This window comes from Amniculibacterium aquaticum (genome assembly GCF_003852705.1).
GTDB lineage: Bacteria > Bacteroidota > Bacteroidia > Flavobacteriales > Weeksellaceae > Amniculibacterium > Amniculibacterium aquaticum.
Genome location: NZ_REFA01000009.1, coordinates 22,839 through 46,675, shown reverse-complemented (window position 1 = coordinate 46,675; position 23,837 = coordinate 22,839). Strand labels below are relative to the sequence as shown.

General features: G+C 36.7%; 20 protein-coding genes and 1 pseudogene. 4 read left to right on the top strand and 17 right to left on the bottom strand.

Features of this window, described 5'->3' with window-relative positions:
- Positions 1–71 precede the first annotated feature (71 nt).
- The 10 genes and pseudogenes from EIY84_RS05460 to EIY84_RS05415 all read right to left on the bottom strand — a co-directional run bounded on the left by EIY84_RS05460 (position 72) and on the right by EIY84_RS05415 (position 7,951).
- Entirely contained in the window at positions 72–917 is an 846-nt protein-coding gene (locus EIY84_RS05460; protein WP_124640994.1) for a GLPGLI family protein, read from the bottom strand.
- Between the two features lie 40 nt (positions 918–957).
- Entirely contained in the window at positions 958–1,275 is a 318-nt protein-coding gene (locus EIY84_RS05455; RefSeq protein WP_124640992.1) for a hypothetical protein, read from the bottom strand.
- A 195-nt stretch (positions 1,276–1,470) separates the two neighbouring features.
- Positions 1,471–1,614, bottom strand: a pseudogene (locus EIY84_RS05450) (30S ribosomal protein S10); the annotation flags it as partial.
- The gene (locus EIY84_RS05445; protein ID WP_124640988.1) at positions 1,615–1,896 is read right to left on the bottom strand and encodes a hypothetical protein; all 282 of its coding nucleotides are present in this window, start codon (positions 1,894–1,896) and stop codon (positions 1,615–1,617) included.
- An 11-nt stretch (positions 1,897–1,907) separates the two neighbouring features.
- Complete coding sequence (locus EIY84_RS05440) at positions 1,908–2,903, bottom strand: hypothetical protein (RefSeq protein ID WP_124640986.1); 996 nt, start codon at positions 2,901–2,903, stop codon at positions 1,908–1,910.
- A gap of 199 nt (positions 2,904–3,102) precedes the next feature.
- Positions 3,103–3,408 carry a 30S ribosomal protein S10 gene (gene rpsJ / locus EIY84_RS05435; protein WP_124640984.1) on the bottom strand — a complete coding sequence of 102 codons (306 nt, stop codon included), beginning with the start codon at positions 3,406–3,408 and terminating at the stop codon, positions 3,103–3,105.
- 17 nt (positions 3,409–3,425) lie between these two features.
- The gene (gene fusA, locus EIY84_RS05430) at positions 3,426–5,543 is read right to left on the bottom strand and encodes an elongation factor G (protein WP_124640982.1); all 2,118 of its coding nucleotides are present in this window, start codon (positions 5,541–5,543) and stop codon (positions 3,426–3,428) included.
- Between the two features lie 6 nt (positions 5,544–5,549).
- On the bottom strand, positions 5,550–6,026 hold the full coding sequence (gene rpsG / locus EIY84_RS05425; RefSeq protein ID WP_124640980.1) for a 30S ribosomal protein S7: 477 nt from the start codon (positions 6,024–6,026) through the stop codon (positions 5,550–5,552).
- Positions 6,027–6,051: 25 nt separating this feature from the next.
- Positions 6,052–6,462, bottom strand: a complete 411-nt coding sequence (gene rpsL, locus EIY84_RS05420) for a 30S ribosomal protein S12 (protein ID WP_124640978.1) — start codon at positions 6,460–6,462, stop codon at positions 6,052–6,054.
- 115 nt (positions 6,463–6,577) lie between these two features.
- Complete coding sequence (locus tag EIY84_RS05415; protein WP_124640976.1) at positions 6,578–7,951, bottom strand: hypothetical protein; 1,374 nt, start codon at positions 7,949–7,951, stop codon at positions 6,578–6,580.
- 180 nt (positions 7,952–8,131) lie between these two features.
- On the opposite strand from EIY84_RS05415, the gene EIY84_RS05410 reads away from it, so the two are divergent.
- Positions 8,132–8,608, top strand: coding sequence for a Dps family protein (locus EIY84_RS05410; protein WP_124640974.1), 477 nt, complete (start codon positions 8,132–8,134; stop codon positions 8,606–8,608).
- Positions 8,609–9,019: 411 nt separating this feature from the next.
- On the opposite strand, the gene EIY84_RS05405 is transcribed toward EIY84_RS05410, so the two are convergent.
- From EIY84_RS05405 to typA, 6 genes are all read right to left on the bottom strand, one after another.
- Positions 9,020–10,825, bottom strand: coding sequence for a T9SS type A sorting domain-containing protein (locus EIY84_RS05405; RefSeq protein ID WP_124640972.1), 1,806 nt, complete (start codon positions 10,823–10,825; stop codon positions 9,020–9,022).
- 606 nt (positions 10,826–11,431) lie between these two features.
- On the bottom strand, positions 11,432–12,523 hold the full coding sequence (locus EIY84_RS05400) for a T9SS type A sorting domain-containing protein (RefSeq protein ID WP_124640970.1): 1,092 nt from the start codon (positions 12,521–12,523) through the stop codon (positions 11,432–11,434).
- 148 nt (positions 12,524–12,671) lie between these two features.
- Positions 12,672–13,241, bottom strand: coding sequence for a hypothetical protein (locus tag EIY84_RS05395; protein ID WP_124640968.1), 570 nt, complete (start codon positions 13,239–13,241; stop codon positions 12,672–12,674).
- Positions 13,242–14,237: 996 nt separating this feature from the next.
- The gene (locus EIY84_RS05390; protein ID WP_124640966.1) at positions 14,238–14,453 is read right to left on the bottom strand and encodes a hypothetical protein; all 216 of its coding nucleotides are present in this window, start codon (positions 14,451–14,453) and stop codon (positions 14,238–14,240) included.
- Positions 14,454–14,493: 40 nt separating this feature from the next.
- Positions 14,494–16,254 (bottom strand): ABC transporter ATP-binding protein, encoded by a 1,761-nt coding sequence (locus tag EIY84_RS05385; protein WP_124640964.1) that lies wholly within the window; start codon positions 16,252–16,254, stop codon positions 14,494–14,496.
- A gap of 96 nt (positions 16,255–16,350) precedes the next feature.
- Positions 16,351–18,156, bottom strand: a complete 1,806-nt coding sequence (gene typA, locus EIY84_RS05380; RefSeq protein WP_124640961.1) for a translational GTPase TypA — start codon at positions 18,154–18,156, stop codon at positions 16,351–16,353.
- 340 nt (positions 18,157–18,496) lie between these two features.
- Here typA and EIY84_RS05375 point away from each other — a divergent pair, with 340 nt between their 5' ends.
- On the top strand, positions 18,497–18,730 hold the full coding sequence (locus tag EIY84_RS05375) for a YtxH domain-containing protein (protein ID WP_124640959.1): 234 nt from the start codon (positions 18,497–18,499) through the stop codon (positions 18,728–18,730).
- A gap of 90 nt (positions 18,731–18,820) precedes the next feature.
- Here EIY84_RS05375 and hisS read toward each other — a convergent pair whose 3' ends face one another.
- The gene (gene hisS / locus EIY84_RS05370; protein ID WP_124640957.1) at positions 18,821–20,170 is read right to left on the bottom strand and encodes a histidine--tRNA ligase; all 1,350 of its coding nucleotides are present in this window, start codon (positions 20,168–20,170) and stop codon (positions 18,821–18,823) included.
- Between the two features lie 307 nt (positions 20,171–20,477).
- Between hisS and EIY84_RS05365 the strand changes: the two genes are divergently transcribed.
- Positions 20,478–23,087 carry a DUF6923 family protein gene (locus EIY84_RS05365; protein ID WP_124640955.1) on the top strand — a complete coding sequence of 870 codons (2,610 nt, stop codon included), beginning with the start codon at positions 20,478–20,480 and terminating at the stop codon, positions 23,085–23,087.
- Between the two features lie 117 nt (positions 23,088–23,204).
- A complete protein-coding gene (locus EIY84_RS05360) occupies positions 23,205–23,759 on the top strand; it encodes a hypothetical protein (protein ID WP_124640953.1) in 555 nt (184 codons plus the stop codon).
- The last annotated feature ends 78 nt before the right edge of the window (positions 23,760–23,837 follow it).

Here is a 23,837-nt window from a genome sequence, read left to right as displayed (position 1 = left end):
AGTTTAACATTTTAATGAAAAAATCTCCTCGACCTGCAAGGAGATTTTTCAAATATAAAAAAATCAATTTTCTATTCCAATTCCACTGGATTGTATTTTTTATCCGTTATTGCCCTTGGGACAAAAAGAGTACCATCTACATTATATGCTTTACCCTGCGTAAATGCACCCGGATTATAAAAATAGTTTTCCTGAAATTTGCGACATTTTTCTCTTGTTGTTTTTATTAATATACTGGAATTATCTAGAAAAATCATCGTAGCCTTTTTATCAATTCCTATGGCTTTAAAATGAATATATTGGTCTGCGTCTTCAATCTCCAGAATTAAACCAGGAAGACCTTTAAAAATATATGGACCGTCATTTAAAGCAAGTTTATTAGTGTACCATGCTGTATAATACCTTCCTCGATAGGTTACTGTTGCTTTTCTACACGGATATCCAAGAACATCTTTTGTTTCATTTACAAGCTTCCAATCCAAACGAGGCGGAATTTCTTCATATTGACAAATCTTACTTGCAACTAAATTTTGCCTAACTAAACTATCATTTTTAGATTTTTTCAAAACAATCCCAGACCATAATGGCTTATGGCGAAGCAATTGGTTAACTTCTTTTGCACCTGCGTAACCTTGTTGCGAAAACACTTGGGTTAGAGAGTCCGACTTAAGCTTTTCAACATCTACAAACTTAGAAAAATTATGTCCTTTTTGCAAAACACAGATGGATTTGTATGTTTTTCCTGATGAATTATCCTTATCATTACTCGAGAATTCATAATAGATATTTATATCACTGTTTTCAAACAGCTTACTTGCATTATCATTCTTATTTAGTTTAAATACTTTAGAAAATTTGACTTCTTGAGAAAGTAATAAGGTTGATATAAAAGTAAAAATTACAATACTATATTTCATGAAAAACAAACTAGATTATTAATATATTGATATACAGAAATTAAACAAAACTGCTGGATTGTTGGTTAGCGGCGGCCTGCGCTCCCCTACATTTCTGCTCACTAAAAAAAGCTATATCATCTTGAAATGCTTTCAAACCTGCCACATCATCAGAATAATGATTCAGATCCAAAAAATACTGTTGTCCACAGCCAGAATCAATTGCAATCCAAGTATGCCCCTCTACCAACAATGTATTCATGCTTTCTGATTCGATAACGCTTTCAGAACTTATCATACAAATGTTTTTTACAATTTGTTCTTTTGCACTCATCAATCCAGCAACTCCTAGGGCTGCTACTAAAAATAATTTCCTCATAACTTTTTGTTTTTATTTGTTAATGAGGTAAAACTAAAACTAAAACTAAAACTAAAACTGTGCAAGTTTTTGTGTTAGAAACAATTGAATTTAGCAGAATTTAACACTTTTATGAAAATAAAAATTCCCTTTTCAATTAAGAAAAGGGAATTCATATACTAGCAAAATGCTTTGTTAAGGCCTAAGCCCTGGTTATCACACTTTGATTTCTACTTCTACACCAGATGGAAGTTCTAACTTCATTAGAGCATCAACCGTTTTGGAAGAAGAAGAGTAGATGTCCATCAATCTCTTGTGAGCTGATAATTGGAAATGCTCTCTTGCTTTATTATTTATGAATTATGTAAAAAAAATCAGCACACAATTACAAATATTAATCAAGAGTAAAATAATTCCATATTTTCTTTTTTGAACCATTGCTATTATAGAATAAATCATTAATAAAAAGGGTAGAATTAAAACTGTAATAAAATTAAAATTTGCAAGAAATGTAATTGCTTGCATTAATGCATCTGCAATTTCATTTCCTAATTTATTTTGATAGAAATAATACGCTTGCAAAATAATATTAATAAGAACTAGCAAACTTACTACTATGATAATTTTATGAAACTTTTCCATTATTAATCAATTTAAATGATATTAGTTATTATCTTAACTGGTTTTCCTAGACCGGGTTTACAGCCAGGTCCGCAATACCAGGATGGAAGTCCTTTAGGCGGTATACAAGAAGCACATTGAACATCATGAACATAACACGCTAAAGAAGAATAAACACAACATCCTGAATAATTTCCACAGCAACCCGTATCTGATCCACATCCAATAAAACACCAACTGGAACACCCCATAGGTTGGTATTGAACATTTTCAATAAAGTTTTCAAATTCTGCCGCACTACCATAAAATTCATTTATTACAGTAAATGGTACTTTAGACATACTATTACTTTTAATAAATTCTTTCAAATTTTCATCTTTAGTGCTATGAATATAATTATTAAGTGTGCTCAAATCAACTAAACTTAAGTCAATGAACTGATCCTCTTGAAACACAAAAAAATCTTTGCCTGCTAAAAAACCAGGGTGTAGGGTTCCATTTAAAGGACTATTTGAATTTTCTGCTCTCACTAGGGCATCAATACTTGATTGATAATAATATATAGATGAAAATAAATCAACATTTTTTCCTCCATCAACAACAGACTTTTGATATATCGCCAGAACATACCCATCAATAAATTCGGACAAATCTCTTAAAACTCCAATATCAATATTTTTTTCTCGCAAATTGTCTGCTAATGCAAGAACTCTTTCTTTTTGCTTAATTTTCCAATGGGTTTCAGAAGTGTCAAAAGTATAATCTAATTCAAAAAGTTTTGCACTATCATTAACAACAGACAAAACCTCTACTATACTTTTAAATTCACTTCCATCAATATCAGAATAAAGCCTCAAAACAAATTGTTCGTCGCTTACTTCGTAATTCAAAGCATTTTCAGACTGATTACTCATCGTTCTATACATCGAAATTTCGTTTGGAATACCATCTGAAATTTCTTCTACAGAATTAGTACTACAATTTATAAATAGTAGCACCAATGAAAAATACAAAACAAACTTTTTCATATTCGATTTTTTTTAATTAGTGCTACTAAAACTAAAACTAAAACTAAAACTAAAACTAAAACTGTGCAAGTTTTTGTGTGAAAAACAATTGAATTTAACAGAATTTAACACTTTTATGAAAATAAAAATTCCCTTTTCAATTAAGAAAAGGGAGTTCATATACTAGCAAAATGCTTTGTTAAGGCCTAAGCCCTGGTTATCACACTTTGATTTCTACTTCTACACCAGAAGGAAGTTCTAACTTCATTAGAGCATCAACCGTTTTGGAAGAAGAAGAGTAGATGTCCATCAATCTCTTGTGAGCTGATAATTGGAACTGCTCTCTTGCTTTCTTGTTAACATGCGGAGATCTTAGTACAGTAAAGATTCTCTTGTGGGTTGGCAATGGGATTGGTCCGTTTACTACAGCTCCGGTTGCCTTTACAGTTTTTACGATTTTCTCAGCAGATTTATCTACCAAATTGTAATCGTAAGATTTTAGTTTTATTCTGATTCTTTGTGACATTTCTAAAATTTTAAAGATTAACCTTTCGCTTTAGTAATTACATCTTCAGCGACATTTTGAGGTGCAGCTTCATATTTTTCAAACTCCATGGAAGAGGTAGCTCTACCAGAAGAAAGTGTTCTAAGTGAAGTTACATAACCAAACATTTCGGATAGAGGAACAAAAGCTTTGATTACTTTTGCGTTATTTCTATCGTCCATACCGTTGATGGTACCTCTTCTTCTGTTAAGGTCACCTACGATATCTCCCATGTATTCTTCCGGAGTTACCACTTCCAATTTCATGATTGGTTCCATGATAACTGCTTTGGCCTTCTTACCGGATTCTTTGAATCCCATTTTAGCAGCCAATTCGAAAGACAACTGATCGGAGTCCACCGCGTGGAAAGATCCATCTTTCAAGGTAACTTTCATAGCTTCTACTTCGAAACCAGCCAATGGACCGTTTTTCATAGATTCTTTGAAACCTTTTTCAACCGAAGGGATAAATTCTTTAGGAATGTTACCACCTTTGATTTCGTTCACGAATTCAAGACCGGTTTTACCTTCGTCAGCAGGACCGATTTCGAATACGATGTCTGCGAATTTACCACGACCACCGGATTGTTTTTTGTAAACTTCTCTGTGGTTAGCAACTGCAGTAAGAGCTTCTTTGTACTCTACCTGAGGTTGACCTTGGTTAACTTCTACTTTAAACTCTCTTCTCATACGATCTACGATGATGTCCAAGTGAAGCTCACCCATTCCGGAGATGATGGTTTGACCAGAAGCCTCATCGGTTTTCACTTGGAAAGTAGGATCTTCTTCTGCCAATTTAGCAAGAGCGTTACCCATTTTATCTTGGTCGGCCTTAGTTTTAGGCTCAACTGCGATACCGATTACCGGATCTGGGAAGATCATAGATTCCAATACGATTTGGTTTTTCTCGTCGCAAAGCGTATCTCCTGTTTTAATATCTTTAAAACCTACAGCAGCACCGATATCTCCAGCCTCGATGTACTCAACTGGATTTTGTTTGTTGGCGTGCATTTGATAGATTCTAGAAATTCTTTCTTTGTTTCCAGATCTTGTATTCATTACATAAGAACCAGCATCCAGTCTACCAGAATATGCTCTAAAGAAAGCCAAACGACCTACGAATGGGTCAGTAGCGATTTTGAAAGCAAGAGCAGAGAAAGGCTCTTTTACATCTGGTTTTCTTTCGATGTCTGCATCTGTATGAGGATCTGTACCTTTAATACTTTCTTTATCCATTGGAGAAGGAAGGTATTTACATACAGCATCTAGCATGAATTGTACTCCTTTGTTTTTGAAAGAAGAACCACAAGTCATTGGGATGATGGATAGATCGATGGTTGCTTTTCTAAGTGCTTCGTTGATTTCTTCTTCAGAAATTGAATCTGGATCTTCGAAGAATTTCTCCATCAAAGTTTCATCGTAGTCCGCTACGGCTTCTACCAATTTTTCTCTGTATTCCAATACTTCATCCTTCATATCTTCAGGGATTGGAACTACTTCGAAAGTTTGACCTTGACCGGCTTCGTCCCAAACGATAGCTCTGTTCTTAATCAAATCTACCACTCCTTTGAAGTCTTCTTCAGAACCGATAGGAAGTACGATAGGCACTGCGTTAGAACCTAGCATTTCTTTTACTTGGTTTACAACCTTTAAGAAATCAGCTCCGGATCTGTCCATTTTGTTTACGAATCCCATTCTGGCAACTTTGTAGTTATCCGCCAATCTCCAGTTGGTTTCGGATTGTGGCTCTACTCCGTCAACTGCAGAGAATAAGAAAACAAGACCATCCAATACTCTTAGAGAACGGTTTACCTCTACGGTAAAGTCAACGTGTCCCGGTGTATCGATGATGTTGAAGTGATACGGCTTAGTATCTGGTAAAGATTTACCTTGGTCTGTTGGGAAATTCCAAGAACAAGTTGTAGCAGCAGAGGTAATGGTAATCCCTCTTTCAGCTTCTTGCTCCATCCAGTCCATCTGAGATGCACCTTCGTGAGTTTCACCAATTTTATGTGTTTTACCTGTGTAAAACAAAATTCTTTCTGTAGTGGTGGTTTTACCTGCATCAATGTGAGCAGCAATACCGATATTTCTTGTGAATTTAAGATCTCTTGCCATTTCAGATTAGAATTTAAAGTGAGAGAATGCTTTGTTAGCTTCAGCCATTTTGTGGGTATCGGATTTCTTTTTGAAAGCAGCACCTTCTTCTCTAGAAGCAGCGATGATCTCAGCAGAAAGCTTAGACGCCATGGACTTATCGTTTCTCAATTTGGCATATTTAATTAACCATTTCATAGCCATAGAGATTTTTCTATCCGCTCTGATTGGCATTGGGATTTGGTAGTTAGCACCACCTACTCTTCTAGAACGCACTTCTACATGAGGCATTACATTGGTAAGAGCATCCTTCCAAATTTCAAGAGAAGTCTTTTCAGTCTCTCCTTTTTTAGCTTCTACAACATCCAATGCATCGTAGAAAATCTTAAAAGCGATGGATTTTTTACCATCCAACATCAAGTTATTTACAAATCTTGTTACCAATTGATCATTAAATTTCGGATCCGGTAACAAAGGTCTTTTTTTAGCTTTTGTCTTTCTCATTGTTTCGTTTCTTAAAATTTAATGATTACTTTTTCTTACCTTTTGCAGGTGCAGCTACTTGACCTGGTTTTGGTCTCTTAGCACCGTACTTAGATCTTCTTTGAGTTCTTCCGTTCACTCCTGCGGTATCCAAAGCACCACGAACAATGTGATATCTAACTCCCGGTAGGTCTTTCACCCTTCCGCCTCTTACCAATACTATCGAGTGCTCTTGAAGATTGTGTCCTTCGCCCGGGATATAAGCGTTGACTTCTTTTCCGTTAGAAAGTCTTACCCTTGCAACTTTTCTAAGTGCAGAGTTCGGTTTCTTAGGAGTGGTTGTATATACTCTTGTACATACTCCTCGTCTTTGTGGACAGGAATCAAGTGCAGCCGATTTGCTCTTCTTGGCAAGTGTGGCTCTTCCTTTTCTTACTAATTGTTGAATAGTAGGCATTTGATTGCTTTATATAAATTTAGGGTGCAAAAGTACAATTAATTTTTGACACGCAAACAATTATTATAAATATTTTTCAGTAAATCACGGAATTACGAAATATTTTAATCCTCAACTAATTCTTCAGCTTCAATTGAGAAGTGTACAAAACCTGGGATTTATCCCTTACGGTATCGTACTTCAGCCATTTTATTTGCGGGTTGATGGCCCCAATAACCGTTTGCTTTAGTTCTCCAATTTGTTTATTGGTATGTTGGTATTTCACTTCTTTATTAATGATTGGGACTTCGTAAACAGTTGTGGTCACCATGGATTTCTCGTTATTGTACAAATATTTTTTATGTTTAAAACGAGACAATTGTGGCACCATTTGCGATTTGTAATCTAGAAAACTTCCTGCATCTTTCCAGTTGTAAGCGGTTAAAAAAAGAAAAAAGAAAAACGAGATTCTGAAAACAAGCTGATCTTTTTTTTGAACTTGAAAATACAACACCAAAGCAGAGAAAAAGAAAGCAAAATTAGCGATTGCCAACATCCTGACATTCATCTCTTCGATTTGCTGAAACAATCCGGAGACAAATAAGCCAACAGTATAAACGATCGTCACAATCCATAATAATTTAGGAAAACTTCCTTTAAAATTAATTTTATTTGATCGATACCATTTTACGAATTTGAAAAACAGAAAAACATCAACAAGCATCAAAACAACCTGAAACATCAAACTCAAATAGCCATTGGATGCGGGTTTTATCCCGATAAAAGGATCCACAACATTGGTCATCCCGAGAAAATCCCTGAAGAGATAAACAAACTGAAACTCACCTCTACCACCTCGCAAATGCTCTCCTGTAAAACTTCCGAAATACATTTGGTTAAATCCCAAGTACGCAAAAATCCCCAACCCCGACAGAAGTAGAAAAGCAAGATAGATGCGCAATTGCTCTACCCTCACCCGCTCTAACCACAGCCAAAACCCAAAGAGAACCAAAGACATATAGATGAAAATCCCGGAATAACGAACGCCAAACATCAACACCACAAGCAACGATGCCCAAAAAACAAACGAAGCAGCTTTTAATTTTTCACTTAAAAAAGAATGAACGACATAAAGTAAAAAGTAAAAAATAAAAATGAACAGACTTTCGGACACGGCTCCGTTCATAGCAAAAAACAAGGATTTGCCGGTGAACAACAACACCGTTTCTTTAAAATAAAATTTCCGAAACCAAGAAAATATAAGGAGCACCACAACCATCAAAAAGTTAACGACCTTATACGCCCAAAAATAATCGCCCAAACTTTCATAAAAAAACCTCAACAAAGCAGGATAAATCAAAGGGAAAAGATTGGTTTTTAATTTTGGAAAATCCGAAGCCATCCCAAAGTAAGAAAGACCGTCCGCTCCTATCCCACCATAAGGCAGAAAAAGAGACTGAAAAAAGTAAACGACCACGATAAAAAACGCTAAAACTTTATATTTAAACATCTATTGAAATTGAAATATTGATTGATGATATAAATAACAATTGATTTCATCTAATCAAAAGATAAAAAAAGTCATCCTGAAAAATTATTTATACAGATTTATAAGTCTTAATTTTACAAAATAATAAACGATTTCAGCAATCAATTCTTATTTAAGAAATTAACTTACAAATATATAAAAATGAAAAAATCCAACATCATTGGCTTGAAAAAGGAAGACTGTGCAAAAATGTCCGAAAAACTAAATGTCCTTTTGGCAAACTATTCTATATTTTACCAAAACACAAGAGGGGCACATTGGAACATAAAGGGAGAGCAATTCTTCACCCTGCATCCAAAATTTGAAGAACTATACAACAGCTTGGTTCTGAAAATTGATGAAATTGCAGAAAGAATCCTCACTCTTGGTGCAACACCCAACCACAACTACAGCGACTACCTGAAAGCATCTTCCATAAAAGAAAGCAAAGAAGTAAGCGATGGAACAAAATGTGTGGAAAATATCTTAGACTCTTTCCAAACGGTTATCGAACTGCAAAGAGAATTATTGGATCTCAGCGACAAAATTGGTGACGAAGGCACCAACTCTTTGATGAGTGGTTACATTACCGAACAAGAAAAAGAAGTTTGGATGTATTCTGCATATCTTGGAAAATAAACCTAAACTGTTGGCTATGAGCAGTAGGCTAAAAGCAGTAAGCGAACGGACGAAAATCTCCGTCACTTTGTTCTTAAAACGAGACACATTGAGAAAGTTTTTAGTGCTAGATTTAGCTCCGAAGGAGCAAACTGTTAATAGGGCATGGATAGGTTGATTGTGGAAAGCTCCGTAGGAGCGACCTATTAAAGAGTTCAGCATTAAAATGAGGTCGCTCCTACGGAGCTTAATTTCCATACACACTCATTTTCTATTAACAGCTCCGTCCCTACGGGACTTTTCTGAATCTGTGAGTATCAATTTTAAAAAATTACTTTTACAAAATCTGAATTTTAAAAATGCTTTTCACAAAAAAACCTTGGTTGTCATAAGATAACCAAGGTTTTTTTTATAAGTATAGAATTTTGTTTTCTATTTTACAATCATTTTAAAGGTTTTTAGGGTAGTTTTATTTCGGGAGACTTCTATGATATAATTCCCTTTGCTCAAAAGATTTTGAAACTCAAAAGATTGTTTTTTCTCATTGTTTAATTTTCTTGTTATTACCAATCTACCCGAAGCATCGTACAATTTTAATTGTAGATTTTTCTGGGCAAGAGCGTTACCTACAAGACTAAAATTTCCGTTATTGGGATTGTCGTACAAGACAAGAGAATTGTCTTGCTCCGTTTCTGTAGTTCCCATTTGGGATTTTTTGTCAAATCTTGCAACAAAACCCGTTCGCATATTTGGTAATTTTGCGGTTTGGGCTGCACCAGGCGTTGTAAATCCCGTATCGGCTGAAACATTGCCAAACAAATAAAATGTATTCGCATTTGGAGACGCCACATTAATAGACGGGTTATTCACTTGATTATCATTATTATTAGCACCACCATAGTATGAAGCCCAAGACAAAACACCGTCTTCTGTGAATTCGGCAAACATCATATTAGTCCCACCATTGAAATAGGTAGTAGTAGGCATGGTACTCACAAATGCACCTGGTGTTGCAAGATTAGCAGTCCCAACATTTTGATATTGCAACAATGTAATCACCACATTATCCCCCACCAAAGCCATTGGCGATGATGCGAAAGAAGACATTTCACCACCAGGACTACCAAAATAAGTACTCCATAATCTATTGCCCGAATGATTAAATTTTGATAAATATAAATCGTAATTTCCCGATTCTACAGGCTGATGACTTTCTATAGTACCAAAATAAGAATTTGTTGCATTCGTATAGCTTGAAACATCACCCAACACATAAATACCCGAAGCATTTACCTTCAAATCACTTGTAAACTGACTACCTTGTGAATACGACAATCCATAATAAGTCCCCCACAGTCTATTTCCTGTATTGGCATCTAATTTAGTAATGCTCGCTTGAGCTTTTTGTGTTTCGAAAGCACCGGTTGTAGCCAGAACAGAGGCGTTTTGATTATCATCCGAACTACCTAAAACATAAAGAGCTCCATTATAATATTGTAATTTATAAATAGCTGTCGGAAAATAAGTAGCCCAAATTAAAACACCGTTAGGATCCAGTTTGACAATATAATTATTGGGCAATAATTGATTTCCATTATAAAGAATTTCAAAATTTTCTCTGAAAACATTAGGAGTGGTAAAATTACTTTGCTGTTTGGTATCACCAGAAATATAGGTATTACCTGTTGAATCATGCGTTATATTTACTACACCTTCCGAGTGTGGCAGATATGTTTTCCACTGCATAATAGAGTTAGTGGAATATTTTAAAAGCATATACTTGTTTTCATTCGCAATAGTAGATGGCATCCAAGTTCCCGATGTAGCATTACCGGTATTTCCAGCATTATTAAACAAAAACTCATATCGATTACCCAAAGTATCATACGACATATTGGGATAGGAATACACCAATGGACTGTCATAATTAGACCCTATTATACTACCTGTTGGGCTAATTTTAGTCATGAAAAAATTAGAATTTTGGCTGGTATCATAACTAGGTCCAGATGTTACAAATTGATTATAATACGCTATATTATAGTTGTTTTCAGTTGAAACAAGACCTAATAAACATAAATTTTCATCAGCATCAAAACTATTGTCCCAATAACCAAGAGAAGATGCTAAATTAGTACCAGCAGGGCCTAAATAAGTACCCCAAACCCTATCAAACACTTGAGCTTTTATCCCAAAAGAGATAAAAAACAGGAATATGATTATTTTATTTATTTTCATTTTTTTAAATAGAACTTGTTTAATGTCTAAAATTAAAATTAAAATTATGCAAGTTTTTCACGAAACAAAACAAACATTTAACTATTTTTAACACATTGATTTTGTGAAAATTAAATTCAACATCATAAATTCTCAGCTTCAAATCCGTTCAACAAAGCTTTAGCGAAGTGTATCGAAAAGTTTTGGTTTAACCGTTCTCGATATAGATTTTTTATTTCGTTTCATTTCATAAAAATCCTACTCGAACTGACGAAAATCTCCGTCACTTTGTTCTTAAAACGAGACACATTGAGAAGGTTTTTAGTGCTAGTTTAGCTCCGAAGGAGCAAACTGTTAATAGGGCATGGATAGGTTGATTTTGGAAAGCTCCGTAGGAGCGACCTATTAAAGAGTTCAGCATTAAAACGAGGTCGCTCCTACGGAGCTTAACTTACACACACTCATTTTCTATTAACAGCTCCGTCCCTACGGGACTTTTCTGAATCTGTGAGTATCTATTTAAAAAAAATACTTTTACAAAATCTGAATTTAAAAATGCTTTTCACAAAAAACCTTGGTTGTCATAAGATAACCAAGGTTTTTTTTATAAGTATAGAATTTTGTTTTCTATTTTACAATCATTTTAAAGGTTTTTAGGGTAGTTTTATTTCGGGAGACTTCTATGATATAATTCCCTTTGCTCAAAAGATATTGAAACTCAAAAGATTGTTTTTTCTCATTGTTTAATTTTCTTGTTATTACCAATCTACCCGAAGCATCATACAATTTTAATTGTAGATTTTTCTGGGCAAGAGCGTTACCTACAAGACTAAAATTACCATTATTGGGATTGTCGTACAATTGTAAATCTTGTGAAGCATTGGATTCTTGGGTAGCCATGTTATTAAATGCAAAACGAGTAAGGAAACCTATTGTTTCGCTAGACAGAATTTTTGTTGGAAAATACCCATTTGCCGTGGTAACACCGGTCATAGAACTTGTATCTCCCCAGAGTAGAAGAGTGCCATCGTTTAAAAACTTTGGATTTATTTCTTCCGGAGAAGCTCCACTTGTTACCCCACCGAAATATGAGGCCCAAACCAAACTACCGCCCTCTGCTTCAAATTCAGCAAAAAATTTATTGGACAAATGAGGAGCGGTACTCTGTGGAGTAGTAAGAAAAGCTCCCGGGGTAGCAATATTTCCATTAGCTCCAAATTGGTTACCGGTTATTACAATCCTTTCTCCCCATACATCAATATTTTGGCTCCCCATAATGGTATCGTAACCATCACTACCAAAATAGGTACTCCATATCCTTCGTCCTGTTTGCATATCGAATTTGCTAAGGAAAAGGTCTTCTTCTCCGGCCAATTGTGTTTTATGTGCTCCTGGTGTTGCGTAATAGGTGGGGTAACTAGCATTGCCACTGCTGCCGCTAATATACAAGCCACTATCGGTAGCTTTTAGGCCATAAACACCCATGAGATCAAAAACATTGTAAGTGCCATAAAAAGTACTCCAAACTCTTTGTCCGGTATTGGCATCCCATTTCATAATAATAGTATCTGCAGGAGCTGTGGGCTGAAAAGTTCCGGCAGTAGTAGGAGCCCATGGAGCGTTGGCATCGTAACCCGTTGCAAAATACAATGCTCCATTATGGTATGATAATAAGCTTACACTTGCTAGACAATAAGTTGCCCAAATTTTCTGTCCCATTGGCGAAAATTTTATTATCCCCGAACTTAATAAATTATTAGATTGTGCAACAAAATTAGGTTGAAATGTTCCCGCTGTTGAAAAGCCAACGATCTCTTGTTTTACAGGAAACGAAAAAAAAGAATTATTATTTTCATCCAATGAAAAATTATGTATTGCTGAAGGGGGTATAAGTAGTCCAAAGCAAATTACCCGATGGACTGTATTTGCTTAGAGTATAGGTAAAAGGATCAGTAGCATCTGGTGGTGGTGGTTGCATAAGCCAAGCACCGGGAGTAGCAAGGTTAGGTACTGTACCCGGACGACTATTCACAATATATTTATTGTCCAAATGATCTATCCCAATTATTTTTTCCGTAGCCAAGCTTAATTGTATCCCGGTTGAAGTATAAGAGCCATAAGTCATAAGGCCAATTACAGTAAACTTTGCCATATAATCTAGAATGAGATCTGATGAGGTATTGTTTACCACCCCACCACCCATAATAAATTGGTTATAGTATGAGTTGGGAAGCTGGCTATTGTAAGTGGTAATACCACTTAAATAAATATTATTTTGAGAATCCAGTAATAACCCATTATTGTTATGGAAATCGGATAAGTTTGTACCAACCCCACCTACGAAAGTCCCCCATTGTTGCATGTACGGAAAATTCCCTTGAGCTTGAAACATTTTTATAAACAACAAAAAGAATAGTGTAACAATTGATTTATTCATAATATTAAATTTAAAAATTAATAAACTTGAAGAAATGTGTAATCTGTTCCGCCGGAAGTTATTTGTAAATCGTTTTTCGTTTGTAAACTTTTTGTTCGGTTTGACACGAAAATAAGAATGTTGATACTGCAAAAGCAAAAAGAATTTTTCTTCTCATGATTATGATTTTTATTATTAATGTCTAAAATTAAAATTAAAATTATGCAAGTTTTTCACGAAACAAAATAAACATTTAACTATTTTTAACACATTGATTTTGTGAAAATTAAATTCAACATCATAAATTCTCAGTTTCAAATCCGTTCAACAAAGCTTTAGCCATGCGTATCGAGAAGTTTTGGTTTAACCGTTCTCGATACAGATTTTTTATCTCGTTTCACTTCATAAAAATCCTACTCGAACGGACGAAAATCTCCGTCACTTTATTCTTAAAACGAGACACATTGAGAAGGTTTTTAGTGCTAGTTTTAGCTCCGAAGGAGCAAAGGCATGGATAGGTTGATTTTGGAAAGCTCCGTAGGAGCGACCTGTTAAAGAGTTCAGCATTAAAATGAGGTCGCTCCTACAGAGCTTAACTTACACACACACTCATTTTCTATTAACAGCTCCGTCCCTACGGGACTTTTCTGAATCTGTGAGTATCTATTTAAAAAAAATACTTTTACAAAATCTGAATTTAAAAATGCTTTTCACAAAAAAACCTTGGTTGTCATAAGATAACCAAGGTTTTTTATATTAAATTCTTTAGCACACAACAAAAACACAAATGACTGATTTTAAATCACATAAGTGTATAGCTTTTATATTATTTATTCGTTTTGTATAGTTTACACCTTTGGTGAAACATATCGCTCAACAAAACTATACCACCTAAGGTGGTCTATGAAACTTTCAAAGCATATATAATACAAATAACTATGCGCCTATGTGGTTAATGTTTTGATTTTAAACACATTACATTTTTTTATATCTGCATTGAAATTAAATTCTTAAAAACTAATTGTACTGTTCTTTGAATTTTTTCAGAAGTTCATCTAATCCATGTCTTTGTACAAAAACAGATTTTACCTCATCGTACTTTGGGGATTTGTAAAAGACCTCATGAAAATCCATGCTCCCATTTCCAACTTTTACAATTTTTTGGACTTCTATTCCTAATTTTTTAAGTTCATTTTTAAAGTCTTGAAATTCCGACTGAATATTTACCTCCATAATATTGCGTTCATTTTATGATTGCTATTTCCCACGATTGTTACATTTTCCCTTTCGATTGCACTTTATACAATTTGGCATAATACCCATTTTTCTCCAACAATTCTTCATGTACACCTTCCTCCACAATCTCACCTTTTTCCATGACAATGATCTTATCCGCTTTTTCTACGGTAGAAAGTCGGTGCGCAATAACGATTGATGTTCTCTCTTTTGTAATTTTCTCTGTTGCCTTTTGTATGAGCATTTCGCTTTCCGGATCAATGGACGAAGTAGCCTCGTCTAAAATTAATATTTGAGGTTTGGAAAGATACGCCCGAAGGAATGACAACAACTGCCTTTGCCCCAAAGACATGGACGCGCCTCTCTCGCTCACCACAAAATCATAGCCTCCGGGAAGCGACATTATAAAATCATCAATCTCTATTTCTTGAGCTGCCTGTCGAACTTGGTTTAGGGTAATCTCTTTATTTCCAAAAGTCAAATTCTCGAAAATACTGCCGTGGAAAAGAAAGACATCTTGCAAGACCACACCAATATGTCGCCTCAGGTTATGCAATTCATAATCCTCCAACAAGACATCATCAATAAAAATCTTACCGGAATTGATTTCGTACAAACGAGTGACCAAAGAAATAATGGTGGACTTCCCTGCCCCGGTTGCGCCAACTATTGCTACCGTTTCTCCAGGGTTAACAAGAAAATCGATTCCCTTGAGCACCTCCTGTTTTTCATCATAAGAAAAATGAACATTTTGAAACTCAATTTTCCCATCGAAATGATTTTTCACAAAATCACCGTCATTTTCCGTGGTCATTTTTTCATCCATAATACCCAACACCCTTTCGGCACCAACAATCCCTCTTTGTATGTTGTTGAATCGGTCTGCAATCTGTCGCAAAGGACGAATAAGCATGGAAATAAATGTAACAAAGGCAACAATAGTCCCGGGAGTAACCTCGATAAATCCGGCATAAAAAAGTATCAATCCTAAAAAAACCGAGGAAATAAGCTCGACCACCGGAAAAAACAATGAAAACACAAATACAGTCTTCAGCAATGCGGCTTTCAGAGTAATGTTGATTTGGTCAAACTTTTCGAACTCGGCCTGTTGTCTGTTAAAAACCTGTATCAAAGACATGCCTGCCAATCGCTCTTGCACAAAAGAATTTTGATTGGCTACCCAAGCCCTTTCTTCGCCAAAGGCTTTTTTTAATTTTTTTTGAAAAAACCGGGTGCTCCACAGCATGATGGGAAGGATTGCCAAAGTGATCAAACTGAGATGAAAATCCGTTTGAAACATCGCAAAAATGACCATACCAACACGAAGAACATCTCCAAAGACCATCAGAAAACCGTCGGTATAAACGGTGGCAATGGTTTCTACATCGCCCACGGCACGGGTCACCAACTGTCCAATGGGTGTTTTATCAAAAAAGGAGGTTCGGAAATACAGCAATTTATGATACAGCCTTTCCCGAATATCCCGGATGACATTCTGTGAAATAAAATTGGAAAAATAAACCAAGAAAAAATTGAGAAAACTTTCAGCAAAAACAAGTGCTACCAAAATGTACACCTGATGCATCAACTCTTCCCTACTTCCTAATTTGATAATGGCAACATCCACCACTTCTTTGGTCAGAATAGGTCTGTAGGTAGAAACGACCGCCAAGAGTATGGATACGAATAGTGTAAAGACAAACCAAGATCTGAATTTCATCCCGATGACAAACAACCGTTTGACAATAGTCCAAGTCTTGTCTTTTTCTGCTTTTTTATTGTTAGTTGAATTTCCCATTTTTCAAGTTCCAAAATTAGGGATTTTTATACATCTAAAAAAAATAAAACCGAACGCTTTGGGCATTCGGTTTTAAAATTAGTATTGGAGGAGAAATTAGTCTTTCAACATTCTTTCTGCTCTTTTTCTATCCTCTTCGGATAAGATTTTTTTACGCATACGGATAAAGTTAGGCGTCACCTCGATGGCTTCGTCACCTTGGATGTACTCCATACATTCTTCCAGTGAGAACAAGATTTTTGGTGCCACTCCTGTATCTTTATCTTTACCTGCAGCTCTCATGTTATTCAATTGTTTAGCTTCAACAATATTCACAACCAAATCTCCAGGTTTGTTTTGCTCACCGATAATCATTCCGGTGTAGATTTCCTCTCCCGGATCTACGAAGAACTTGCCTCTGTCTTGCAATTTATTGATGGAATATTCCGTAGCCGGTCCGGTTCCTTTGCTCACCAACACCCCGTTGTTTCTACCAGGAATTGCTCCTTTGAACGGTTTGTATTCCGTGAATCTATGAGCCATGATGGCTTCTCCTGCAGTTGCTGTAAGCATTTGAGAACGAAGACCGATCAGACCTCTTGAAGGAATTTCGAACTCCATGTGTTGCATTTCTCCTTTGGTTTCCATGATGTGCAGATCTCCTTTTCTTTGAGTTGCCAAATCGATAACTCTGGAAGCAAACTCTTCCGGAACATCTACCACCAAAGATTCATAAGGTTCGCAGCTTACGCCATCCACCTCTTTTAGGATTACTTGTGGCTGACCGATGGTCATTTCGTACCCTTCTCTTCTCATGGTTTCAATTAAAACCGACAAGTGAAGAATACCTCTACCGAACACCAAGAAAGTATTGGCATCGTCTGTTTGCTGAACTCTTAGTGCAAGATTTTTTTCCAATTCTTTGGTCAATCTTTCTTTCAGGTGGTTAGAGGTAACATATTTACCATCTTTCCCAAAGAAAGGAGAGTTGTTGATGGAGAAAGTCATGTTCAGCGTAGGCTCATCAATGGCTGTTCTTGGCAAAGGTTCTGGATTTTCTAGATCTACAAAAGAATCTCCAATTTGGAAAGCATCAAAACCAACGACAGCACAGATATCTCCTGCCCCAACTTCGGTTACTTTTTTCTTTCCAAGTCCTTCAAAAACATATAGTTCTTTAACTTTTCCTTTTACGATTTTACCTTCTTCTTGTGCAAGTCCAATCCATTGAGATTCTTTCAATGTACCTCGGGTTACTTTTCCGATTGCGATTCTTCCTAAGAAAGAAGAGAAATCCAAAGAAGTAATTTGCATTTGCAAAGTTCCTTCTTCCACTTTTGGTTCCGGAACATATTGTAGAACACCGTCCAATAGTGGCAAGATGCTATCTGTAGGCTCTAGACTGGTATTGAACCAACCTTGTTTAGAAGATCCGTAGAAAGTTGGGAAATCCAACTGTTCTTCGGTAGCATCTAAAGCAAAGAAAAGGTCGAAAACTTTATCATGAACTTCGTCCGGACGGCAGTTTTCTTTGTCCACTTTGTTAATAACGACAATCGGCTTTAGTCCCAATTGCAATGCCTTGTGCAAAACGAAACGGGTCTGTGGCATTGGTCCTTCAAAAGCATCCACCAAAAGGATTACCCCATCCGCCATTTTCAAAACTCTCTCTACTTCTCCACCGAAATCGGCGTGACCAGGAGTGTCGATAACATTGATTTTGGTGTCTTTGTAGGTTACGGAAATGTTTTTGGAAAGGATGGTAATACCTCTTTCTCTTTCCAAATCGTTGTTGTCCATAATCAGTTCTCCACTTTCCTGATTCTCTCTGAAAATGCTGGTTGCATGGATAATTTTATCAACCAAGGTTGTTTTTCCGTGATCGACATGCGCAATAATCGCAATATTTCTAATGTTTTGCATAGGTAAATTTTCGGTTGCAAAAGTACAAATTTCTGAAAAAGTATCCGTATTTTTTTTAAATTTATTATAAATGAATGAGTTAATGCAAAAAGTGCCATGCTGGGCAAGTGTGAAACGATGCAAACCCAGATGTTATAGCCCAGATGGGAACGGCATCCTTTTGCTGCGCCTTGGGATGTGGGCGGGAAGCAAAAGATAGAGTGGACAGCTGGACGGGTGGTGAAACGAGGAAGAATTGTGATGCTGTTAAGAAAAATTTAACATAAGTTTATGGTTTCAATTGTTTTTTTGGCACAGATTTTACATTGTAGTGGATATAAAACAATTAAAACATTAAATCATGGGAAACAAAACAAAAGGATTATTGGCATTATTGGGCCTAGGAGCTTTAGCATTTTGGAAATATAAAAAATCTACTCCTGAAGAGCAACAAGCGATAAAAGACAAGTTGAACTCTGCGAAAGACAACCTGAATAAATTCGGGAATGACTTGAAAGAGAAGGCTGAAGATCTTGCATCGCAGGCTCAAGAAAAATTGAACGACCTTCAAAATAAAGATAAGGTAAATCCTTAGACAACAAAGACTTTAGTTTTACATTCATATAGTTTTTTTACAGAAAATACCGCCCATTTTGGACGGTATTTTTTGTTATTTCTATTGTTTTCAGCTTAAAAATTCGGACAACGGAATGTTCACTTGCTCTCCACTTTCCTGATTTTTGATGGTGATGGTTTGGTTTTCTATTTCGCTTTCTCCGTAGAACACCAAATTCTCTACTCCTCTTTTTTCGCTGTAAGCGAAGAATTTTTTCATCTTTCCGGATTCTGAGTACAGCTCGGCTTTAATCCCTTTTTGTCTCAGTTTTGCAATAATTTTCAAGGAGGCCAAGGCTTCTTTCTCGCCATAATTGGCAAACAAATATTCTATTTTTGAAGCCGATGTTTCTGGAAAAAGCCCCAATTCTTCCATCACGAGATAGATCCTGTCCAGTCCGAAAGAAATCCCAATTCCCGGTATGTTTTTCACTCCGAATACTTCCGTCAGGTTGTCGTATCTACCGCCACCGCCTATAGATCCCATTTGTACGGATTGAGCTTTCACTTCGAAAATTGCTCCGGTGTAATAATCCAAACCTCTAGCCAGGGTGATATCAAATTTTAAAACATCTGAATTAATTCCCAGAGCCAAAGATTGATTGATAACGAATTCCAACTCTTCCACTCCTTTTTGTCCCACTTCTATGCCCTGAAATTTTTCTTTCAGTAAGGTTAAATTTTGCAAAGCATCATCGGATTGATGGAAAAGAAAATCAAGCTTTTCAATGGCAGATTGAGGAATGTTTTTTTCAATCAATTCCTTCACAACCCCTTCTTTTCCAATTTTGTCCAACTTGTCTAACGCCACAGTAAAATCAATAAGTTGATCTGCAATACCGGCGAACTCCGCCAAACCGGACAACACCTTTCTATTGTTAAGGTGCAAAGCAACAGGAATTCCCAAATCTTGGAACGATTTAATATACAACTGTACCAAATCTACTTCCAGCCAAAGGCTTTCGCTACCTACCACATCGGCATCGCATTGGTAAAACTCTCTGTATCTTCCTTTCTGAGGGCGATCTGCACGCCAAACCGGTTGGATTTGGTACCTTTTAAAAGGAAAAACCAGGTTGTTCTGATTCATGGCTACATACCGTGCAAACGGTACGGTAAGGTCGTATCGAAGGGCTTTTTCCGAAATTTTTGGTGTAATAGATTTGGAATTTTTGGCCATGAGTTCTTGCTCAGAAATTTTATCCAAAAAGTCACCAGAATTAAGAATTTTGAAGATCAAACGATCTCCTTCTTCTCCGTACTTCCCTGTGAGTGTAGAAAGATTTTCAAAACTTGGCGTTTCCAAAGGTTGAAAACCAAAAATTTCGAAATTATTTTTTAATGTATTGATGATGTATTGTCTTCTACTAACTTCTGTAGCCGAAAAATCTCTTGTTCCTTTTGCCAGACTGGGTTTCATAATGTTCGTTTCCGTGAATTTGCAAATTTATAAAATATTTTACAGAGGAACTCCAGTGGATTTTTAAAATTAATATACTGAAAAAACAATAATAATTCATTATTTTTGCAAAACTATTGTTTGCTTGCTGTATTCAATAATTTTTCTATAACAAACACAAATTGAACATCAAAAAAAATACACTCAGTAACACCGAGTGATTTCTTTGATGGAGTGAATCTGTTTTTTTTGAAATGGAAATATCCATCTCAAATAAAGTAATAAACTAGAAAAAATAAAAAAAATTAAACTATAACTTAAATAATCAATGAAAAAGAAACTTATTCTCTATTCGAGTATCTTGCTCGTTTCTGCGATCAATGCAAAAGCCCAAAATGCACCTGCAATTTGTGGTCCCGTGAGAACACTGTACCAAACTGCTGGAAATACGACTACATCTAAAACAGATGTCAGAAAATTCAATCAATTTACGAGAACATTTACCACAATAGGTACTTTGCAAGGAGTAGATAACTCAAGTTCTGATAACTCAGCATACAATTACAAAACTCAATTGGTGTATTCTAACCCTGGAGGTGGTTCCTTATCTAAAGTTTTATATGTTTTTGATCCTGCCAATAATTTTGCAAAAATTGGAGAGATCGCCATCAATGGAACTGTTGACTTTAACCAAACCCTATTTGCTTATGACAATTTCGTTGGTTTCATCAATGGAAATATGCTTACCATGTTTGATGTAACTGGGTTAACTTTTGCTACACCAACAACAAGGCATAATCTAAATGTAAGCACCTCGCCAAACAAACAAATTACATTGACGGCATCCGTATTAGGAAACGACTTTTCCAGAGTTGGAAACAATGTATATGGCGTATCTGGAACCAATGGGACAATCACAAGAGTTAACATCAACAGCCCCGGAACAGTAACTACTAAAATCCCAAACTTAACCGGACACAGCGGTACTGCTCCTGCGATAAGCGGCGCTTGGGGTGCTACTTGGCAAGATCTAAATGGTAATTTTTACGCTTTCAACAACGGCAGTGGTGAGATCTTCCGTGTCGATGATATTGAAAACAATTTCAACAATTCCACAGTTAATTTCTACAAAGTTTTTACAGCCAATGCAAGCGGTTCCAATGATGGCTTTGGGTGCGAGCTCATGTACGACCTACTGGATTGGGATGGCGATGGACTAAGAGATTCCGTAGATTTGGATGATGACAACGATGGTATCCTCGATATTAATGAAGGACACAACGGATACAGCCCAGACGGAGATGATGACACCGATGGTACACCCAACTATTCGGATCCTAACTTTCCGGGATTTGTAGATTCCAATAACGATGGAGTTAATGACAATTTTGACACCGACAAAGACGGATATCCTGATGCTTACGACTTGGACTCCGATGGTGACGGTTGTTTTGATGCTATCGAAGGAAATGATCATGTAAGCCTCAACCAACTAAACCCAGATGGAAGCATCAACATCAACGCACACGGTGGCATCAATGCGACAGGAGTACCCAATTTGGTCAATCCTGGAGGAGCAGCGGACAATGATGGAGCAACGGGACAACCCGCTGGTTTAGCAAAAAACGCATCCGCTAATGATTGCTTGGACTCCGATGGTGATGGCGTACCGGACAACATAGACTTGGACGATGACAATGATGGGATCTTGGATACCAATGAAGACAATTGCTCCCTAAACGAAATGACAGAAGGAACCCATTTATTCTTAGAAGATTTTGGAACCGGAGGATTTACAACAAACTCAGATGTAATTGGACATACCTACACAACTCCTACTCCAGGAGACGGTTATTATGCCGTAGGATCGTCTTCTAGCTTTGGTGGCTCTTGGTTACAAACCGATTTAACAGGTCATAAAGATGCAGGTAATCCAGACATAACCAATGGAAGCACCGCAGGAAGGTACTTAGCCATCAATATCGATTCACCAAATTTTATCGACAAAGCCATTTGGAGAAAAAATAACATTGCGGTAAATACTGGAAAATACTATCGATTCAGAATTGATGTTGCTGGATTGTGTAACAGTTGTTCAGATAAACCAAATTTCAAATTGGTGATACAAGATGCCACAACCAATGTCGAACTTGCTTCATACGACACCACAGCACTTAATCTTCAAAATGATGATGTATGGAAAAGAATTATGTTAAATTTCCAAGCAACCTCTACCGCAATTAACATTTTAATAAACAATTTCCAACCTAACGGAAGTTCGGGAAATGATATTGGAATAGACAACATTGTTTTAACACCTCTACTATACTGCGACAAAGACAATGACGGTATCAAAAACAGCTTGGATCTAGACTCTGACAACGACGGTTGTACCGACGCTATCGAAGGTGGAGCATCCATAGACAATTCCCAATTGGTAACAGCAGGCGGAACGGTAACCGTAGGAACAGGATCTACAGCTGCCAACCAAAATCTTTGCGCCAATGGAACTTGTGTTGACGCTAATGGTGTACCTCAACTAACACCGACACCAATAGGATACAACAATGCAACTGGACAAAGCGTAGGTTCTTCGAATGACGCATCAGTGAATTCTTGTATCTGCTACAACCCAGCCAACACTACCGGAACAGTGCTAGACACCAAAGCAGGTATTACTTTACTAAAAAGAGCAGGATCAGGAGCAAATGGAGAAAACTGGCCAATGGTGAGAAAAGGCGGTCACATCGCTTTGGAATCCAACAAGCAAGGTTTTGTGCCAACCAGAATGGCAACGGCAGATTTGGCCAACATTACCAATCCACAAGACGGAATGATCATCTACGACACCACAGCCAAGTGTTTGAAAATTTTTGTTAAAAACAATGCTGACGCTGTAGGAAGCTGGAATTGTTTCAGCACACCAGCCTGTCCTTAATGGTTGTTGATTGTTGGTTTCACAATTCAACCAACAGCTAGAACCGAATTTAAAAATCATTGTACATTGTGCTTCAACTTTATACAAATGACATTTTATTATTTAAAATAAAAAAAAATGAAAAATTTAATATTAAGCATATCACTCATGATTTCCGGAATGGCTTTTTCACAAGTCATCATTGGGGATCAAACCGGCACGGCATCTAACAAAACATCGGTATTGCTAGAGTTTGCGGCCAACCAAAACAAAGGCATCATTTTGCCTTACATCACAGAAGACCTGACCGCTCCGGCGGTAAATGCCAAAATGGAAGCCGGAACCATTGCTTTGGACGCTAGAAACCCTTCTAACACCAGAGTAAAATTCTACAACGGCACCAGCTGGACTGACCTGAGTGGCAGAGATGGAAATCTTGGAACCGCGTTGAACATACAACCCAACACCATTACTGAGTCCACAACCAAAGGAGCCATCATTGGATCGAGCTCTACAACAGCCAACGGTGTTCTGGTTTTGGAATCATCAACAAAAGCTATGGTATTGCCTCAGGTAGAAAGCACCAACGACATCATCAGTCCGGCACCTGGGATGATGGTGTACATTAAAAAAGACGGCGCCAAAAGATTGGCCGTATTCAACGGTTCGGTATGGTCCTATTGGAAACCTTAATTTTCTCTAAATTCAATTCACAAAATCCGTTTCAGAAATGAGGCGGATTTTTTTATATAGTTTCAATAAAAAAACATT

Coding starts and splice junctions, on each gene's coding strand:
- EIY84_RS05460 (WP_124640994.1), bottom strand. CDS start 917: ATGAAATATAGTATTGTAATTTTTACTTTTATATCAACCTTATTACTT.
- EIY84_RS05455 (WP_124640992.1), bottom strand. CDS start 1,275: ATGAGGAAATTATTTTTAGTAGCAGCCCTAGGAGTTGCTGGATTGATG.
- EIY84_RS05445 (WP_124640988.1), bottom strand. CDS start 1,896: ATGGAAAAGTTTCATAAAATTATCATAGTAGTAAGTTTGCTAGTTCTT.
- EIY84_RS05440 (WP_124640986.1), bottom strand. CDS start 2,903: ATGAAAAAGTTTGTTTTGTATTTTTCATTGGTGCTACTATTTATAAAT.
- rpsJ (WP_124640984.1), bottom strand. CDS start 3,408: ATGTCACAAAGAATCAGAATAAAACTAAAATCTTACGATTACAATTTG.
- fusA (WP_124640982.1), bottom strand. CDS start 5,543: ATGGCAAGAGATCTTAAATTCACAAGAAATATCGGTATTGCTGCTCAC.
- rpsG (WP_124640980.1), bottom strand. CDS start 6,026: ATGAGAAAGACAAAAGCTAAAAAAAGACCTTTGTTACCGGATCCGAAA.
- rpsL (WP_124640978.1), bottom strand. CDS start 6,462: ATGCCTACTATTCAACAATTAGTAAGAAAAGGAAGAGCCACACTTGCC.
- EIY84_RS05415 (WP_124640976.1), bottom strand. CDS start 7,951: ATGTTTAAATATAAAGTTTTAGCGTTTTTTATCGTGGTCGTTTACTTT.
- EIY84_RS05410 (WP_124640974.1), top strand. CDS start 8,132: ATGAAAAAATCCAACATCATTGGCTTGAAAAAGGAAGACTGTGCAAAA.
- EIY84_RS05405 (WP_124640972.1), bottom strand. CDS start 10,825: ATGAAAATAAATAAAATAATCATATTCCTGTTTTTTATCTCTTTTGGG.
- EIY84_RS05400 (WP_124640970.1), bottom strand. CDS start 12,523: ATGGGACAGAAAATTTGGGCAACTTATTGTCTAGCAAGTGTAAGCTTA.
- EIY84_RS05395 (WP_124640968.1), bottom strand. CDS start 13,241: ATGAATAAATCAATTGTTACACTATTCTTTTTGTTGTTTATAAAAATG.
- EIY84_RS05390 (WP_124640966.1), bottom strand. CDS start 14,453: ATGGAGGTAAATATTCAGTCGGAATTTCAAGACTTTAAAAATGAACTT.
- EIY84_RS05385 (WP_124640964.1), bottom strand. CDS start 16,254: ATGGGAAATTCAACTAACAATAAAAAAGCAGAAAAAGACAAGACTTGG.
- typA (WP_124640961.1), bottom strand. CDS start 18,156: ATGCAAAACATTAGAAATATTGCGATTATTGCGCATGTCGATCACGGA.
- EIY84_RS05375 (WP_124640959.1), top strand. CDS start 18,497: ATGGGAAACAAAACAAAAGGATTATTGGCATTATTGGGCCTAGGAGCT.
- hisS (WP_124640957.1), bottom strand. CDS start 20,170: ATGAAACCCAGTCTGGCAAAAGGAACAAGAGATTTTTCGGCTACAGAA.
- EIY84_RS05365 (WP_124640955.1), top strand. CDS start 20,478: ATGAAAAAGAAACTTATTCTCTATTCGAGTATCTTGCTCGTTTCTGCG.
- EIY84_RS05360 (WP_124640953.1), top strand. CDS start 23,205: ATGAAAAATTTAATATTAAGCATATCACTCATGATTTCCGGAATGGCT.